The organism is Microvirga aerilata (assembly GCF_016743775.1).
In the GTDB taxonomy this organism is placed as follows: domain Bacteria; phylum Pseudomonadota; class Alphaproteobacteria; order Rhizobiales; family Beijerinckiaceae; genus Microvirga; species Microvirga aerilata.
This window is the reverse complement of sequence record NZ_JAEQMY010000046.1, coordinates 1-15,819: the sequence shown is the minus strand read 5'-3', so window position 1 is coordinate 15,819 and position 15,819 is coordinate 1. Positions and strand designations below refer to the sequence as shown.

Annotated in this window: 15 protein-coding genes and 3 pseudogenes; 14 read left to right on the top strand and 4 right to left on the bottom strand. The window is 60.9% G+C overall.

Going from position 1 to position 15,819, the window contains the following annotated elements:
* Positions 1 to 42: 42 nt before the first annotated feature.
* From JKG68_RS21955 to JKG68_RS21925, 8 genes are all read left to right on the top strand, one after another.
* Positions 43 to 720, top strand: a complete 678-nt coding sequence (locus JKG68_RS21955; protein ID WP_376773187.1) for an ankyrin repeat domain-containing protein — start codon at positions 43 to 45, stop codon at positions 718 to 720.
* Positions 721 to 937: 217 nt separating this feature from the next.
* Positions 938 to 1,318, top strand: a complete 381-nt coding sequence (locus JKG68_RS21950; protein ID WP_202063494.1) for a hypothetical protein — start codon at positions 938 to 940, stop codon at positions 1,316 to 1,318.
* A gap of 313 nt (positions 1,319 to 1,631) precedes the next feature.
* Positions 1,632 to 2,597 (top strand): tyrosine recombinase, encoded by a 966-nt coding sequence (locus JKG68_RS21945; protein ID WP_202063493.1) that lies wholly within the window; start codon positions 1,632 to 1,634, stop codon positions 2,595 to 2,597.
* A 195-nt stretch (positions 2,598 to 2,792) separates the two neighbouring features.
* Positions 2,793 to 4,208 carry an alpha,alpha-trehalose-phosphate synthase (UDP-forming) gene (otsA, locus tag JKG68_RS21940; RefSeq protein ID WP_202063492.1) on the top strand — a complete coding sequence of 472 codons (1,416 nt, stop codon included), beginning with the start codon at positions 2,793 to 2,795 and terminating at the stop codon, positions 4,206 to 4,208.
* Positions 4,209 to 4,265: 57 nt separating this feature from the next.
* A complete protein-coding gene (locus tag JKG68_RS34795; protein ID WP_376773186.1) occupies positions 4,266 to 4,505 on the top strand; it encodes a DUF6894 family protein in 240 nt (79 codons plus the stop codon).
* Between the two features lie 158 nt (positions 4,506 to 4,663).
* The gene (locus tag JKG68_RS21935; RefSeq protein ID WP_202063491.1) at positions 4,664 to 4,990 is read left to right on the top strand and encodes a hypothetical protein; all 327 of its coding nucleotides are present in this window, start codon (positions 4,664 to 4,666) and stop codon (positions 4,988 to 4,990) included.
* A gap of 228 nt (positions 4,991 to 5,218) precedes the next feature.
* Positions 5,219 to 5,368 (top strand): DUF1127 domain-containing protein, encoded by a 150-nt coding sequence (locus tag JKG68_RS21930; protein ID WP_202063490.1) that lies wholly within the window; start codon positions 5,219 to 5,221, stop codon positions 5,366 to 5,368.
* A gap of 498 nt (positions 5,369 to 5,866) precedes the next feature.
* Entirely contained in the window at positions 5,867 to 6,136 is a 270-nt protein-coding gene (locus JKG68_RS21925) for a DUF6894 family protein (protein ID WP_202063489.1), read from the top strand.
* Between the two features lie 140 nt (positions 6,137 to 6,276).
* Here the strand turns inward: JKG68_RS21925 and JKG68_RS21920 are convergent, their stop codons facing one another.
* Complete coding sequence (locus JKG68_RS21920; RefSeq protein ID WP_202063488.1) at positions 6,277 to 6,519, bottom strand: hypothetical protein; 243 nt, start codon at positions 6,517 to 6,519, stop codon at positions 6,277 to 6,279.
* A 153-nt stretch (positions 6,520 to 6,672) separates the two neighbouring features.
* On the opposite strand from JKG68_RS21920, the gene JKG68_RS21915 reads away from it, so the two are divergent.
* Complete coding sequence (locus JKG68_RS21915) at positions 6,673 to 6,924, top strand: ParB N-terminal domain-containing protein (RefSeq protein ID WP_202063487.1); 252 nt, start codon at positions 6,673 to 6,675, stop codon at positions 6,922 to 6,924.
* A gap of 139 nt (positions 6,925 to 7,063) precedes the next feature.
* Here JKG68_RS21915 and JKG68_RS21910 read toward each other — a convergent pair whose 3' ends face one another.
* The 3 genes from JKG68_RS21910 to JKG68_RS21900 form a co-directional block, all read right to left on the bottom strand.
* A complete protein-coding gene (locus JKG68_RS21910; protein WP_202063486.1) occupies positions 7,064 to 7,762 on the bottom strand; it encodes a hypothetical protein in 699 nt (232 codons plus the stop codon).
* An 817-nt stretch (positions 7,763 to 8,579) separates the two neighbouring features.
* The gene (locus JKG68_RS21905) at positions 8,580 to 9,572 is read right to left on the bottom strand and encodes a Bug family tripartite tricarboxylate transporter substrate binding protein (protein WP_202063485.1); all 993 of its coding nucleotides are present in this window, start codon (positions 9,570 to 9,572) and stop codon (positions 8,580 to 8,582) included.
* Positions 9,573 to 9,604: 32 nt separating this feature from the next.
* Positions 9,605 to 11,965 carry a cytochrome P450/oxidoreductase gene (locus tag JKG68_RS21900; RefSeq protein WP_202063484.1) on the bottom strand — a complete coding sequence of 787 codons (2,361 nt, stop codon included), beginning with the start codon at positions 11,963 to 11,965 and terminating at the stop codon, positions 9,605 to 9,607.
* 197 nt (positions 11,966 to 12,162) lie between these two features.
* Between JKG68_RS21900 and JKG68_RS21895 the strand changes: the two genes are divergently transcribed.
* The 5 genes and pseudogenes from JKG68_RS21895 to JKG68_RS34295 all read left to right on the top strand — a co-directional run.
* Entirely contained in the window at positions 12,163 to 12,882 is a 720-nt protein-coding gene (locus tag JKG68_RS21895; RefSeq protein ID WP_202063483.1) for an IclR family transcriptional regulator, read from the top strand.
* 197 nt (positions 12,883 to 13,079) lie between these two features.
* Positions 13,080 to 13,776: pseudogene (locus tag JKG68_RS21890) on the top strand (IS6 family transposase).
* Positions 13,777 to 13,865: 89 nt separating this feature from the next.
* The gene (locus tag JKG68_RS21885; RefSeq protein ID WP_202063482.1) at positions 13,866 to 14,174 is read left to right on the top strand and encodes a hypothetical protein; all 309 of its coding nucleotides are present in this window, start codon (positions 13,866 to 13,868) and stop codon (positions 14,172 to 14,174) included.
* Positions 14,175 to 14,816: 642 nt separating this feature from the next.
* Positions 14,817 to 15,065, top strand: a pseudogene (locus tag JKG68_RS34790) (hypothetical protein); the annotation flags it as partial.
* Positions 15,066 to 15,127: 62 nt separating this feature from the next.
* Positions 15,128 to 15,517 (top strand): annotated as a pseudogene (locus tag JKG68_RS34295) (YihY/virulence factor BrkB family protein); the annotation flags it as partial.
* Positions 15,518 to 15,819 lie beyond the last annotated feature (302 nt).

Sequence of the window (15,819 nt, the reverse complement as noted above, 5' to 3'; positions counted from 1 at the left end):
CTTCGGCCGAGACGCTCACTGCTCCTGCAAGGAGTTCCGATCATGCGAAGAAGTCTCGCCATCTCGATCCTTGTTGTACTCGGCATGGTGGGCCATTCGATGACAGCCGCCGGACAATCGACGTGCGGGAAAGACTTATTGGACGCTGTCACAGACAAGGATGTCGATGCGGCACAGATTCAAGCACTTCTGTCCCTCAGCGCCAACGTCGATGCGAGGGATGAAGCCGGACGCACGGCGTTGCTCATCGTAACCCACGGCAACCGGATCGAGGTTGCGAGGGCGTTGGTTGAGGCCGGTGCCGATGTCAATGCAAAGGATCGGATCAATGACAGCCCCTATCTCTATGCTGGGGCGCGGGGTCATCTCGAGATCCTGAAGATGACACTCGCGCACGGCGCGGACCTCAAGAGCACCAATCGCTATGGCGGCACTGCTCTCATCCCAGCAGTGGAGCGTGGCCATGTCGACACTGTCCGCACTTTGATCGAGGCGGGCGTCGATGTGGACCACGTCAACAATCTCGGTTGGACAGCTTTGCTGGAGGCCATCATTCTGGGTGACGGGAGCGAACGTCATCAGCGGATCGTCGAGCTTTTGGTGAAGGCAGGGGCCTCCATCAGCTTGACGGATCGCGATGGCGTGAAACCGCTGCAGCACGCGCGCAGCCGCGGCTACAGGGAGATCGAAGCGATCCTTGTCGCGGCTGGAGCCATGTGAGCCACCCTCACCGGCCGGTCTATCTGGACGGTTGGTGGGACGTCTTTGATTGGTAATGCCCGCTGACGTTATGGAGAACTCACCAGCGTGCGGATTAGCGTTCTGTTAACCATGATTGGTCAACGATAGCCAAAGCCGAATAGTAGGTGGGAAGAGCGCAGAAGAACCGCCTCCCGCTTTTTGTGGCCTGGGTTACGTCTGCCCCAAGGAGCCCAGTGTGAACGCGATCCTCAAAAAGCGCATCGGAGAAGGGGTTTCTGCGCTCAAGATCTCGTGGCGCAGGGCCTCCCTGGAAGCGGGTCTGGAGGCGAAATTCATCCAGGACATCATTACCGGTCGCTCCCAACATCCAGGTGAGGATGCGGTGGCAAGCCTGGCTACCGTTCTCAAGTGCAGCTCGGCGTATCTGACGGGCCAGAGCGACGATCTTGCCAGCGCTGCAGGGGCTCACGGCGCGACAGCAGTTCCTTCGGACGCGGCCCAGCGGCCCGATGCTGTGATGGCGCTCAGAATTGTTGACGAACTGCTGGCCGCCGGTCACATCGAGGCAGCCCGCGTCGCTGTCAGGCGCGCTCCCAAAGCTATTGCTGTCGAATAAAGTTGCACTCGCCTTCCAATCGCACATGACACAACTGCATCAGTTGACCCGTTGCGTCATCGATAACAGCGAGCATGAAGCGCCGTGATCGTTGAACCCGAGTTGGTCCGAACTGCCGATTAGCACCAACTCGCCATGGACTTCCCGCTGCTGCCGAGCCTGATGGAAGATGCGTATCTGGGGCTATGACATTTCTGCTTTGCAGGCCGGCGGACATTTCAATCTGGCAGCCACATCAAATAGACTGGTATAAGTATTTTGACAAGAAGTTTGTAACCGTTGCTGTGCCAAGGTCCCCCTGTAGGAGGATCTTATGCGCTCTAATCACCGGCTGGCTCAGTTGTGGCTCGACGCCTTGGCCACAGAGCTCGGTGCCGCAGCCGGCACCATCGACACCTACACCGACGATCTCAACTGCTACCTTGCCTGGCTTAATGAGAACAGCCTCGGCCTGGACGAGCTCAGCTTGGAGCAGATCCGCGACTACATTGCCGGTCTCGATCAGCGCGGCTACGCCAGATCCACCATTGCCCGACGCATCACGGTGGCCCGCGGCTTGCACAAGTTCCTGATTGCGGAGGAGCTCGGCTCCCAAGATCCCACATCTAATCTGTCGACCATGCGCCGGCCCCGCAAGCTCCCCTTCGTCCTGTCGATTGCCGAGACGGAGGCGCTCCTGGAGACGGCTCACAGGCTTGCGGCCGATCCCTCGGTGGGGCTGTACCTTCAGGCCGGCTATGCCCGGCGCGCTGCTTTGTTCGAGACGCTCTATGCCTCGGGCATGCGCATCAGCGAGGCACTGTCGCTGCCCTCCGATGCAGCACCTTCCGGCACTCGCATGCTGCTGGTCCGTGGCAAGGGCGACAAGCAACGCCTCGTGCCCCTGCACGAACGGGCGATTGGAGCCATTGCGCAGTGGCAGCAACTGGCCCGTGCCTATTCCGGCGGAGCCCCCTCCCCCTGGCTGTTTCACTCGGTCCGAAATGGTGCCAAGGCTCTGACACGCCAGGCCGCCCTGCTCGAGATCAAGGAAGCTGCCGTGGCCGCAGGGCTGGCCAGCCCTGAGCGGGTCTCTCCTCACGTGTTACGGCATGCCTTTGCCACCCACATGCACTCCGGCGGCACCGACCTGCGCGTGCTGCAGGAGCTCTTGGGCCATGCCGGCATCGAGACCACCCAGATCTACACGCATCTCGACACCTCCCGCCTTCACCAGATGGTCCGCGACCTCCACCCGCTCAATCAGGAGCAAGAGGAGAATTGCCCAACTGCCGCCTGAGCAGAGCGGCCCTGGATTTCGGGGGCACCAAGTTCCGACACGGGCTATGGGGATCACCTGCCATGGGTGAGAACCCAACAGAACCCTCGCCTCAGTCCGGGACCTCCTGCTTGCGGAGCCGGTGAACACGGACCAGGGTAGCCTTAGCCAGGAGCGGATTTGCTCTACCTCTAACCACGAAACAGGAGAGTACGATTGCCCAGGCTCGTTGTCGTCTCAAATCGGGTCGCTGTTCCTGATCCTACGGGCAACAGGGCGGCTGGAGGTCTGGCCGTCGCCCTGCGTGAGGCATTCGAAGCTTATCGCGGGCTGTGGTTCGGCTGGAGCGGCAAGGTCGCAGCGCATCCCTCGACCGAGCCCAGGATCGTCGATAAGGGTCAGGTGCAGTACGCCCTCATGGACCTGACGTCACTCGATCGACAGGAGTACTATAACGGGTTCGCCAACCGGGCGCTCTGGCCCATTATGCACTACCGGATCGGGCTGTCTGAGTTCTCACGGGCTGACTACCAAGGCTACCTGAGGGTCAACCGGACGTTCGCGAACGCTCTCGCGCAATTGATCCGCCCAGACGATCTTGTGTGGGTTCACGACTATCATCTCATCCCACTGGCCGCGGAGTTGAGAGCTGCTGGGATCACGAACCTGATCGGGTACTTTCACCATATCCCCTGGCCTGCTCCCGAGGTCCTCGGCGCCCTTCCCGGCAGCCGGGAGCTTCTGCGTGCCATCATGGACTACAATCTGGTCGGGGTGCACACGGAGCGCGATGCCGACAATCTCCGTCGTGGATTGATCCATGACCTTGGCGCCATTCAGCACAAACCCGACGTGGTGGAGGTGGACAGGCAGCGGACGCGGATCAAGGGATTTCCCATCGGTATCGATGTGGGAGAGTTCCAGCGCCTGGCTGGGCGCTCACAGTCAAACCGGATCATCAGGCAAACCACAGACGGCCTTGGTTCCCGTAAGCTGATCATTGGTGTTGATCGTCTCGACTACTCAAAAGGCATTCCCGAGCGCATGGAGGCCTTCGAACGCTTTCTCGGCACCAATCCCGATCAGCGGGGGCGGGTCACCTACCTTCAGATCGCACCTACAAGCCGCAGCGAGGTTCCCGAATATGCGACACTCGGACGGGTGGTGAATGAAACCCTTGGGCGCATCAACGGCACGCTGGGTGAGCCAGGCTGGGTTCCAATCCACTATGTGACCAGCACCTATCAGCGATCTGTGCTCGCAGGACTCTACCGCCTCGCGGCGGTGGGGCTCATAACCCCGATGCGCGATGGCATGAACCTCGTGGCGAAGGAGTATGTGGCGGCTCAGGATCCGGCAGATCCGGGTGTCTTGATCCTGTCCAAGTTCGCAGGCGCAGCCCAGCAGCTCAAGGCTGCGCTCATCGTCAATCCCAATGACAAGATCGAGGTTGCAGAGGCAATCCGGGAAGCACTCCAGATGAGCCAGGAGGAGCGCGTCTCCCGGTGGGAGAGCATGATGAGTGTGCTCCAGGCGCAAGACGTATCCTGGTGGGCAGCGACCTTCCTGAAGGAACTCACAAGCAACAAGACCAGGACGGCTTCACGAGCCTCAGTTCGCCTTGCGAAGTAGAAGGATGTTGTCCAGCACGGCGTAGAGGCGCTGATTGCGTCCCGTGGTCCAGCAGCCGTGATCTCGGCTATGGAAGCCGTGGAGGAGCTTCGCGCCCAGCATCCCTTGAACTCGGATGAGTGGCAGGGATGGCAGCTTGAGATTGTGGATGCGGCAGGTCGAGCAGTGCAGAGCCCTCCCCTTGATAGTTCCGCGTCGCATTGGGCACCTCGCATCAGAACACCACGCGATCTGATCGAGGTCATGCGGATACTGGGCAGGAAAAAGCCCCGTCGGAATTGGTCTGGACGGGGCTGAAGTCTACGGAGGCGGTCAAGGGGTTGCGGGATTTGCCTCCGCACTGAGGATTTGGGGGGTGCCCTGCCGGCACACAATGGCACTATGGCGCTGAAGCACGACAATGTGATGGCATCAAAGCGCTATAGTGCGACGGCATCAATGCCGGGCCTTTCCCGGTGCATGATTCAGGAGGGGAACATGGGGAGTGGAAGACGATCTATGAGGACGAGGTCGAGGAGCGCTGGGTCACGCTCAAGGTTTACGAGAGTGAGGATGATGGTAACGAAGATCCGGTCGTACGCGTCACGATAGCGACCCTCGAAGATGCGGAGCAGGACGAGGGCGGGCGGAAACCCGGTGCCGAAGCCGAAGACAACTCGATTACGCTGGAGCCTGATCCTGTTGAGGATCTTGAGGAGGAGTCGCTCGAAATCGGCTTTAACCCGGTGGCGGCGGCGTGGATCGTCAGCAAGGTTCCGGGAGGAATTGCTCGGCAGCTGTAAACGAGGGGTAAACACTCCCGATCCGTTCCATGCCCCTTTCGCATGGCAGGGGCGACTACTTTCAGGTTTGTCTCGGGGCGGGCGTGCTGTAGATGCCCCCTCCTCCGCCACGGCCTCCCGGTGGCGGTTTTCCTCCTAAAACTCGGCTACCCCAGCAGGTGGCCATTTTTCTCGCGGCCAAGGCGTGGTGCCTTTGCGCCTGGACCGTCACATCATTGAGGTTGCGTTATGTTCTTATCAGTCGTTCTGTCAGGTCTTCGTCGCTGGCTACGTGGGCGTGAAACCGCACACCAATTGAATGCTCTGTCTGATCGCGAGTTGTCGGACATCGGCATTGCTAGGTACGACATCGCGCAGGTGGCACGCCAGGGCCACTGAAACCTGAGCTGGGTGCTGCGACGGATGAGATTGGGTGAGAGACAAGGACGGCAGTACATTCGTGCCTGTCCTTGTCTCTCGGGCCAAGCGGCCACAGGGCTCACCTAACGCGGCTCAATGACAGCCTCATGACGCCGTGGCAGTTCGGATCGTACGGATTTAGCCAGTGTCACACTCGTTGGATGATTGGTGGACTTTCTGAGTCTTTGTGGTCGTCAAAGGACCAAGGACGTCTTTGAGATGTATTTGCCGCACGCACTGCATTTCGACGACTACTGCTTGTTTACTCTGATTAAGACAGGATCCCTGTTCGGGTGGATATGCCGTCCGCCCGAACAGAGACTCTGGCGCTGTTGGTTGATGGCCTCGGAGTTGATGGAGGGCTTCCTCTCCGCTGTTGCCCTGGCTGAGGATTTCAGACAGCGCCCTCAGCCAGGGCGTTACCGTCCGGGATCAGCCTACGTATGATCCAGCGGCGCTGGCCTAAGGGGGATTGCCATGGCCTGCTACTACGTCAACATTCACGATGGCGCACGGAGCGTGCCGGATGACGAGGGCGGCGAGTTCAACAGCCTGGACGCTGCCGTGCAAGCGGCCGCCCGCTTGGCGGCTGAGATTGGGGCAGGCGGACTTGTAAAAAGCGATATCAGCGATGTGGTCATCGGCGCGCGGGACGAGCGCGGCCAGCGGGTCTGCATCGTCAAGGCTTCGATGGAGATCGACTGGCACGTTTCACATTCTCAGGGTCCGCATCCTTGGAGCGCATAAGTGCAGTCAGCATAGGCAAAAAGAGCCCAGCACGGGGCCGGGCTCTGTCTCGGAGACGGTCATGAGCATCAACACGTCTGCTGATCAACGCTGACGCCCATGGAGCCGTTCCAGAACAGCCGCGCTGGGGACCGGCTTGCCTACAACTGATTGCGGTTGCGGCCGCGACTGCGGGAGAAATACCAGATGGCTACGGCGACGATGACGACCAGCAGGATAATCCACCAGTAGTCCGCAAGACCGCCCCCTGCTGCGGCAGCATCCCCGGCGGGGGGAGAGCCGGGCGTCGTGCCAGGTGCCGGGGTGGTGGGAGCTGGAGTCTGCGCCCACGCCGATGAAACAGACAGGAAGATGAAGCCGACTAGTGCCGTGAGTTTGCTCATGATTGCGTCTCCGGTTGAGAGCCCAGCGCATACGGCTTGGTGAACTGCTAAGCTGGGCTATGAGTGAACGCCTCCCGCGCGGGCATGTTCCTAGGCAATCCAGATGCCTGCGCGTAAGCTTCACCTGAGAGGGCAGACACAGGAGCCGTCGGAATGGTATTGAAGCGGCAGATGCTCGCAATTCAGGATGTCTATGTGCCTGTGAAACGGCGTCAGACAATGGATCCGCAGAAGGTTGAAGCCCTGGCCGAGAGCATGCTGGCGAAAGGTCAGGAAGCGCCCATTCTTGTGCGGCCTGATGGCACCCGCTTTGTCTTGGTTGAGGGCCTGCACCGGCTCGAAGCCTGCAAGGCTCTTGGAGAGACAACAGTCCCCGCCTACTTGGTTCAGGCCCGCAAACATTGATCTGCGCCTGGTGCGCTGCTGGGCCGGATCGAAACAATCGGCCATGAGCAGGTGATGAGTTCCCGAACGGCGAGCGGCGATTGGTCTAACTACGGGAGAATGGCCATTGCTTCTTCCTATCTGGACGCAACGTAATCCATCACCGCTGCCGTGGTTGCAGCGAGCGGGCCAGCTCGCGGATGACCTCGTCCTCGATGCCGAGCTTATCGATCTCCTCATCCACCTCAGGTTCCGGTTCCGGGACAGGAGCCTTGGGGCGTGGAGTAACATCAGCCGCCGATGTGTCTGAGATCATAACCTCGTGCGGCCCTGGCCAAGTGGAGAAACGATCCTCCAGCAGGTCGAGCAGATGATTGAGAGCCCCGTTCGTCACATCCACATCCCGTGCATCCGGAGCACCCTCGAGAGCCACGCGCCGGCGCGGGTAGGCCGGCTCGGCGCTGACCTCGGGGCCGAACCAGGGCAGCGGAGGCAGGTCCTGCCCGTCCTCGGGCGCATTGGTCAGTGCCACCAGATCGAGAGTACCGGGCCTGATGAAATGAAGGACCTGAATCTCGTGTGAGCCGATGGAGAGCCCGGTGCGCAGGTACTCCACCTGACCTTGGCTGACCGCCAGCAGGGCCTGGGCATGGGCGGGCGGCAGGTCCGTCCGCTCCTCGGGCACTCCGTTACCTCCGGTCTCCAGGATCAGGCTGCTGCGGGTCTCCACGATTTGGACATACGTGCAGCGGCCGGGCTGGTCAGGGAAGTAGCCCTCGATTACGCGCTCGCCTCCCCTCTCCTTTCGGATCAGGCGCGCCAGAGACGGAGCAATGATGAACCGGCGCTGTATGGGCACGCGGTAGGCCTCGCTCAAAGACTGGTAATGGGCTGGTGCCCCGCCCTGAACCTAGGGCACACCCTTGAGAGAGGAAGCGGATGCTGCTTCCAGGGAATGCGGCAGACCGGCCGCCAGCTTTCTTGCCAAAGAGAAGCGCCCCGTATGTGGTGCGAGGCGCTTCAGTTCCAGGAGGAGTGCCCCAGCCGCTCCATCATGGACCACATCAGAATGCCTGATGAACGGGGCTGTGGCTGCACCGAAAAGGGCACACGCGCCGGGTAACGCGCCCTCAGAGGCCGGCCAGCAGGAGGCTGACGCTGATTAAAGCACCCAGCGAGACAATAAATCGGGGAGCGGCCGCCGTGAACGTCGGGGCCGGCACAGGAGAATCTCGTTGCAAATGGCGCTGATCGTACCGAAGGGGCAGCCTCGTCTCCAAACTAGGTCACAAAGCGATCGCGGCTCGCCCGAAGTTCAGAGAACACCGGGCTCACCTTGATCAGGCGGTCGACTGGTAAAGAGATCGCACTCCGTTCAAGCTCATGGTCATCGGATGCCTAGTTCCGGCGAATCTTCTCCCATTGCGACAGTCACCCGATGCGGAAAACCGCGCCCATGGCAGGGATCTCCCTGGCGCGATAGATCCCTGCCATACCCCCTGGGCGAGTTCGGCTTTGCGCCGGCGGACAGGCCCATCATGTGATTGGCCGGCGCCGAGCACGGCGTCACTCTCGTTGAGGCTCCCGGCGCTTCCCTGCCGAAGCAGCCAGCCCCGTTAAAGCCCGATCCGCTGCACTTTTGACGAGCATCAAACACAGCATCGGGCCTCCCGCTACTATTCGAGAGTAATGCCCAGATTTCGGATGAGTGGCTCCCATACCCCGCGGTCGGCCTCGATCAGGGACTGAAACTCCTTTGGTCCGCCAGTCAGTGGCTCGAGTCCGATCTCGCGCATGCGGGTTTGAAGCGGCTCGTTAGCGAGCGCTGCCGTGAGCGCCTCTGCCAGCCGCGCGACAATCGCGTCGGGTGTCCGCGCAGGCACCACGACGCCCTGCCAGGCGTACGCCTCAAATCCAGGCAGCCCAAGAGCCTCCTGTACGGTCGGCACGTCCGGCAACGCCTCTAAACGTCTCGCGGAGCAGACAGCCAGTGGCTTGAGATCTCCCGAACGCAGCACGCTGCCGCCGGCGGCGTAGTCGACGATGGCTGCTTCCACGACCCCGCCCATCATGTCAGTGATGACAGGCGCCATACCACGGTAAGGCACATGGGTGAACTTGATGCCGGCTTCGCGCATCAACCGCTCCATCGCAAGGTGGTGGGGAGAGCCGAGACCGGGAGAGCCGTAGTTGATCTGACCCGGCGCTGCCTTGGCCCGCTCGATAAGATCGCGTGCGCTCGTGGCTGGTGAGTCGCGTTTCACGGTGAGCACAAGATGAAAGCGTGCCGTCAAACCTACTGGCCGGAAATCCCGGACGGGATCAAACGCGAGCTTCTTGTACAGAGCGGGATTGTAGACCAGGGTTTCGATGCCAGCTGTAAACACGGTATAGCCGTCCGGCTCAGCCCGCGCCGCAGCGTCCGCCGCGAGGTTGGTCGCCGCGCCCGGTCGATTCTCGATCACGATCTGCTGGCTAAGACCGGGCGACATGGCCTCGCCAAGCAGCCGGGCCAGAACATCCGTGCCGCCACCCGCGGCGTACCCGACAAGCCATTTGATCGGTCGGTTTGGATATTGCTGAGCAAGGGCGGCCCGAGAAGAGAGCCCTGCCGCGGCCAAAATACCGGCCGTGAGAGCAGCACGTCGCGTGAGGTAGATCTCGTTCATGGCGTTTCCTCGGTGTTATATAGTTGTGCACATTAAAGAGCGAGTACTAGCTTGCCGCTACGTGCTCGCGAGCAACAGGCCATCATCCGGCGTCCCTCAGCACGCTCTGCGTTGCTTAGGACCTTGTCGCGATGGTCGACCTCACCAGCAACGACGTTGACCTCACACGTTCCACACAAGCCTTCTTCGCAGTCACTGGGCACATCGACGCCGACGGCCCGGATGGCTTCAAGAAGCGTTTGATCCGCCGGTACCTGCACCGACAACTGACTGTCCTTCAACTCAACTTCGAAGGGTACCTCGTTGTCCGGATCGAGCTGGGTTCCGATGGCCGAGAAATGCTCGACGTGCAAGCGCTCGGGTTGATCCTGCATGATCTGATCGAGAGCCTGGAGCAGACGCTCCGGCCCGCAGGCATAGATTCGTGTATCGCCGGGAGCGCTCCTAATTACGGCATTCAGATCGAGCTGCTGGCTCTCTGCTTTCGCATAAAGGTGCAGGCGATCGCCATGGTCGAGCCGCAGCCGGTCAATGAAGGCCATGCTGGCCAGTGATCGACCAGCATAATAGATCGTGTAATCCTTACCGAGCTGTTTCAGGCGGTCGGCCATGGCTATGATGGGCGTGATACCGATGCCACCGGCAACCAACAAATAGTGTTCGGCACTTTCGTCAAGCCGGAAGTGGTTCTTGGGTCCCCGAATGCGGATCATGGCGCCAGGGGAAACGGTGTGGTGAATGTAGGTTGATCCACCACGTCCGGCCTCATCCTTCAGGATTGCGATCTGCAACCGCGATGGGTTCTCTCTGCCTCCACAGAGCGAGTACTTGCGCGCGTAATTTCCGACCATCACATCAATATGCGCGCCTGGCGTCCAACTGGGCAGAGGCCTTCCATGCGGTTCCTCGAGGGTGAGGCGAATGACGCCGTCGGCCTCTTGAGACACCTCGGCAACACGCACTTGCCGTGCGAGACCGTGCTTTGCTGGTGCCCCGATCTCGAATGCGGCATGCCCTTTGAGAATGGTTGGGTCGCGGCGCTCTGGGTTCCGGTCCGGGTCCCAACGCACGTAGAGGTGATCCGGGCCGCGGAAAGACGTGTTCGGCAGGTACGTGAAGGTCTGGTCGGGAACCAGTTCCATGTGCGGCAGCCGCTTTGTGAATTCCTCCAGGAAGATGCGCATTTCCATACGGGCGATATTCTTGCCCATGCACTGGTGACTGCCGTAGCCGAAGGTCAGGTGATCTGTGGTGTTGTCACGGTAGATGTCCAGATCGTCGGGGTTCTCGAAGTGGCGCTCGTCATGGTTGGCCGAAGCGGTGACGATCAAGAGCTTCGCGCCTTGCGGGACCGCCACATCGCCAATGCGGGTGTCAGCTGTTACCAGACGCCGCCACGCAACAACTGATCCAGCGTGGCGCAAGCACTCTTCGACGGCATTTGGAATAAGAGAGGGATTAGCGCAGATCTCGTCCCAAGCGTCACGGTTTTGCAGCAACAAGCGCAGTGCGTTCGCAGAAGCGTGCGCCGTTGTTTCATGCGCAGCGACGATAATCGCCATCATCATCGAGTGCAGATACGAGTCGGTAACGACGTCGGGCAGGTCCATCTGGCGGCGGATCGCGTACTGCATCCAGCCGTGCCCGGACGGATCGGCGCGCATCTTGTCGAGCACACCGCCGGCAAATTGCCAGAATTTGCCCACGGCTTCCGCGACGGCGAGTTGCTGTTCGCGGGTTGGCTTTCCCCAAGTGTTGACTGTGTGCGCGATGGAGTACTCGCGCAGTTTGGCCATGTCCTCCTCAGGAACGCCGAGGAAGTGCAGGGCTACAGTAAGGGGGATCTCCCATAGCATCTCGTCAACGAGATCGGCTTCACCCTTATCAATGAAGCGATCCACGTATTCTCGTGTGAGGCGACGGACCATGGGCTCATGACGGATAAGCTCGTCAGGAACGAACGAGTGCATGAGAGCGCGCCGGCGCTCCATGTGTACCGGCTCGTCCTCATTCACGAGGGTGCGGTTCATAGCGTAGCCGTAGCGGGCCAGGATAGCATTGGCCTCGGGAGAGTTCGGCGTCATCTTCTCGAGGGCAATTGAAGGCGAGAATGTGATGTTGTCGCGGAAGACTGTCCTCACATCTTCGTACCGGCTCACAACCCAATAGCCGAGCTTTGGACTGAAGAAGACCGGCTCCTGAGCACGGGACCAGCGCAGCGCCTCCGCCGGATCGACTTGGTAAGGTCCCTCAAAGGCATCAAACGCCGCCGCATTGGCCGAAATCGCACGCCCTGTTGGGTCAACCTGATCCGTAATTGTGCCCTCGCCCGAGTGATGGAAAGGGCAGCGAGCTGGTGATGATTGCAGATCCTGCAGCACCTGAGAGGCCATTTCGTTCTCTCCGATTTACTATTATCGCACATTTTGTCGCGGTATATGTTAAGGATACGAGATCGTTCAATGAAGTCAACAGGCTGACCGGTGTAGCGCTACGCTCCAAATGGTAATGCCACCTGGTCGAGTGGGAGGTCGATAGCAGTATGACGAAGATTAGACGTGCGCCGAGGACTGGAGCAACCCAGGCGAGGTTGGCAGGTGAGGACGACGTTCCAGTTGCAAAGGCGCAGAACACCTTGCAGACGCTGGATCGCGGCCTGCAAGCGCTGACGCTCGTCTCGCACCAGTCAGCAGGCATATCGATTGCAGAGCTCGCGGAGCAACTCAGCGTCCATCGGGCCATTGCCTACCGTCTCGTCACAACCTTGGAGGCGCACGGCCTGATCACGCGGGGTGCTAAAGGGACGCTCCACTTAGGCGCAGGGCTCTTGGTGCTGGCCTCTCGCTTTGAGCCGCAGTTTCGCACTGTTGCACAACCAACCCTGCAAGCGCTAGCCAATGAAACTCGCGCAGCCGCGTTCATCTCCGTGCCCCAGGGGGACGAGTGCGTCGCCGTCATGGTGGCCGAACCAGAAGGAGGATTGTTGCGGGTTACCTACCGAGTTGGCAGTCGTCACCCCTTGGTGCTTGGTGCGGCAGGGATCGCGATTTTAGCAGGCCGTCCAGAGCGGTCGAACGACCCCGACTCTGTGCGGCAGGCACGGGCTGACGGCTTCAGCGTAACGCAAGGTCAACTCCAGCGCGGTGCTATTGGGATCGCGTGCCCCCTTCATCACCTGGGACAACCAACACTCGGGTTCGAGGCAAGTTTGGGCGTCGTGACCGTCGGGGAAGCGGACATCCCGCAGTTAACGGCCGCGGTTACGACCTTTGCGCAGCGATTAAAAATGTTGCTGAGAGTGACTGAATAATCGAAGCCGCTGCATGTTGAAGCCGCTGCATGTTGCGGCGCCTGGCGGCCGCATGATCATTCACCTCTCCGGAACGAGTTGGACGAGATCCGCTTGGCTGTATTCGCTGTCGTCGCTAGCATCATCACGTTGCCTCTGCTGCAAGGGTGATGTCACGGTAACCTTTGGTCAGAGGCTTGTGCCCTAAGAGCTGTGGCATGACCAAGCCTCTCAGCTACAAGCGCCATCGTTTTCCACCCGAGATCATTGCCCATGTGGTGTGGCTCTACTTCAGATCTCCATTGAGCCTGCGGCTGGTCGAGGAGATGCTGCTCAAGCGCGGCATGGTTGTTTCCTACGAGACTGTCCGCCGTCGGGCCCTGAAGTTCGGGCCAGACTACGCTCGCTGCCTCAGGCGCAAGAGGCCGAGTCGGCGCGACATTTGGCATTTCGATGAGGTCGTGGTCACGATCTTCGGCCAGAAGCACTGGCTCTGGCGAGCCGTCGATCAGGATGGCTATGTGCTCGACGAAATCGTCCAGACGCGGCGCGACACCAAGGCGGCCAAGCGCCTGCTGAGACGCCTCCTGCAGAAGCAGGGCTGCCCTCCGCGACGGATGATCACCGACAAACTCGGTTCCTACGCTGCCGCCCACCGCCAGATCATGCCAGCGGTGGAGCACCGTTCGCATAAGGGGCTTAACAACCGGGCGGAGAACTCACATCTGCCGCTGCGCCGGCGAGAGGGTCATGCAGGGCTTTCGATCACCGGGAGGCCTACAGAAATTTGTCAGTATGTTCTCTGCCGTCGGCAATCTGTTCGTTCCACCTCGTTCGCGCCGCTCTGCCCTTGCCATCCACCTTCACCGCCTCGAGGCTATGGCGGCGTGGAAGTCTGCAGCCGGCCTTGCCTGAAACCGTCAGCTGACCGCATTCGCCTCAGTGCGCCCGCTGTCAGTTAATGTGACAACGCCGGCGGCTGGGCGCTGTCCGTGATGGGAGCGGTGGCGCCTCGTCTGACCGACTATGCCATGGAAGCCGGTGGACGCATTCTCCAGGAGACCAGCGATACTGGTCGCGCGGAGCGGCGGGATAACCTCTACGCTCCGCGCGAGGATGGAGCCGAGCGCTCCTCCCTCCCCGGCTGGTCGCGCAAGACGAGCCTCTTTCTGGAGGCGCAGCTTCATCCCGCCAGTCTCTTGCCAGGCGCAGCGCTCGCCGCTGCCGCTGGCATCGGCTTTGCCGCGCTGAGGATGCTGCGCCCGAGGTCTTCGTCACCTCGTCAGAGCAATGTGCGGCAGCGCTCGCGCTAACACAGTGCGTTCGTCTAAGGCTGCTGTTCCAGTTCATGGCGCACTTGAAGGCCTTCAATAGGTTAAGCAGCGACGAAGAGCGGAGGCATGCGAAGGTTTGCTTTCTGGGCTCGCATCAGATTTCTATTCCATGCTCCTGCCTTGGGGTGTGGCGACGCGGGCTACGAGGCCGATGCCACGACGGTGACCTTTCCTGCGGCTAGAGGGTGCCACTCCCCAACCGAACTGTTAGCAGGCTCAGGAGTTGGCTCGCTACCGCGTTGATCAGGATGGCTCCCATATCCTGGCTCTTCTATCAGGTAGGACTGGTCTCACGCTGGTGTCCTGATCCGCCGCTACATGAGACTCTCGACTGCATGGATGCCTTCAGCCGCACGCAGATACCAGAAGAGAGATGCTCCCCAGAAGCTTGGGCGGATGCTACGTGCGATGCCGAGCGTCCGGGGGATATCTCTGACCGCGGCTGGTTCGATATTCTGACCAGACTAGCGCACTCCCTCCGCCGCGACGGCATGTGGCTCAGATCAGCCGGGTTTGCCTTCTGTGCCATCGTCGCCGCCATCCCAGGCGCATCCGCCACGGTTGCTCTCTTCGGACTCCTGGCCAGCCCAGAGGCGGTGCATCGCCCCATTGAGATGCTGAATGGTCTCGTACCCGGCAGATCAGATGCAAGCGGTCGCCCAGACCTCCCGAACCCAGCTTGGGGCTGGCCTCGGTGGCGCTGTGCTCGCGGCGCTCTGGGGCGCATGGTCCGGGGCTTCCGGCCTGATTGCAGCACTCAACATCGCGTACCGGGAGGAGGAAGCCCGAACCTTCTTCAGACGATCACGTGATGCGCTGGTCGTTGCTCTCGCCACCGGCGTGTTCATGGTGTTGGCCTTTGCCCTTCTCACGCTCTTCCCTTTAGTTTTGGAGCGGGTGCCGCTGGACCCGGCGGCGCGACGGCTGCCTCCTTTGCCCGCTGGCCCGCACTGGCTCTGCTGTGCATTGCGGCCCTTGGAATGCTCTACCGCTTTGCTCCCTGCCGGCGGGCGGCCAAGTGGCGCTGGGTCAGCCCCGGCGCGGCCGTTGGGACGGCCTTGTGGCTCGTCACCGCAACTGGGTTCTCGTTCTACGTCTCACACTTTCCCTCTAACCAGACCCTAGGACTGCTCGGGATCATTATGATGCTGCTGACGTGGTCGTATCTAAGCGCCTTTGCCGTGCTGCTTGGGGCCGAGCTAAATGCCGAGTTGGAGCGGCAAACCCCCCAGGATACGACCACGGGACCGGCACGGAGCCTGGGCGAGCGTGGCGCCACTGTCGCTGACACGAAGATCCACGCCGCAGAAAAGCGAACGTGAAAGGCAGATTGCTCTCGCGGCTTCAGATCCGGGGCACACCGCCCGCGGTGCCATGCTCGCGTTCACCGTCGAGACTATCCTTAATGCTGCGGCAGCACAGAGGCTAGGCCGATTCTGTTGCCAAGGTCCGGATCGAGTCAAGCTTTCACGTTCCGGCGTTCCGAACAAACGTCTGCACATGAGTGTCGAAGCGGACCAAACGCTTACATCTCAGGAGTGCCAAAAGGCGTCATTCGCCAGAATTCGGTCTGGGAGCAGATACTTGCTTCGCCGCGGGACGCCACTCCATCGTTGGCGTCCCG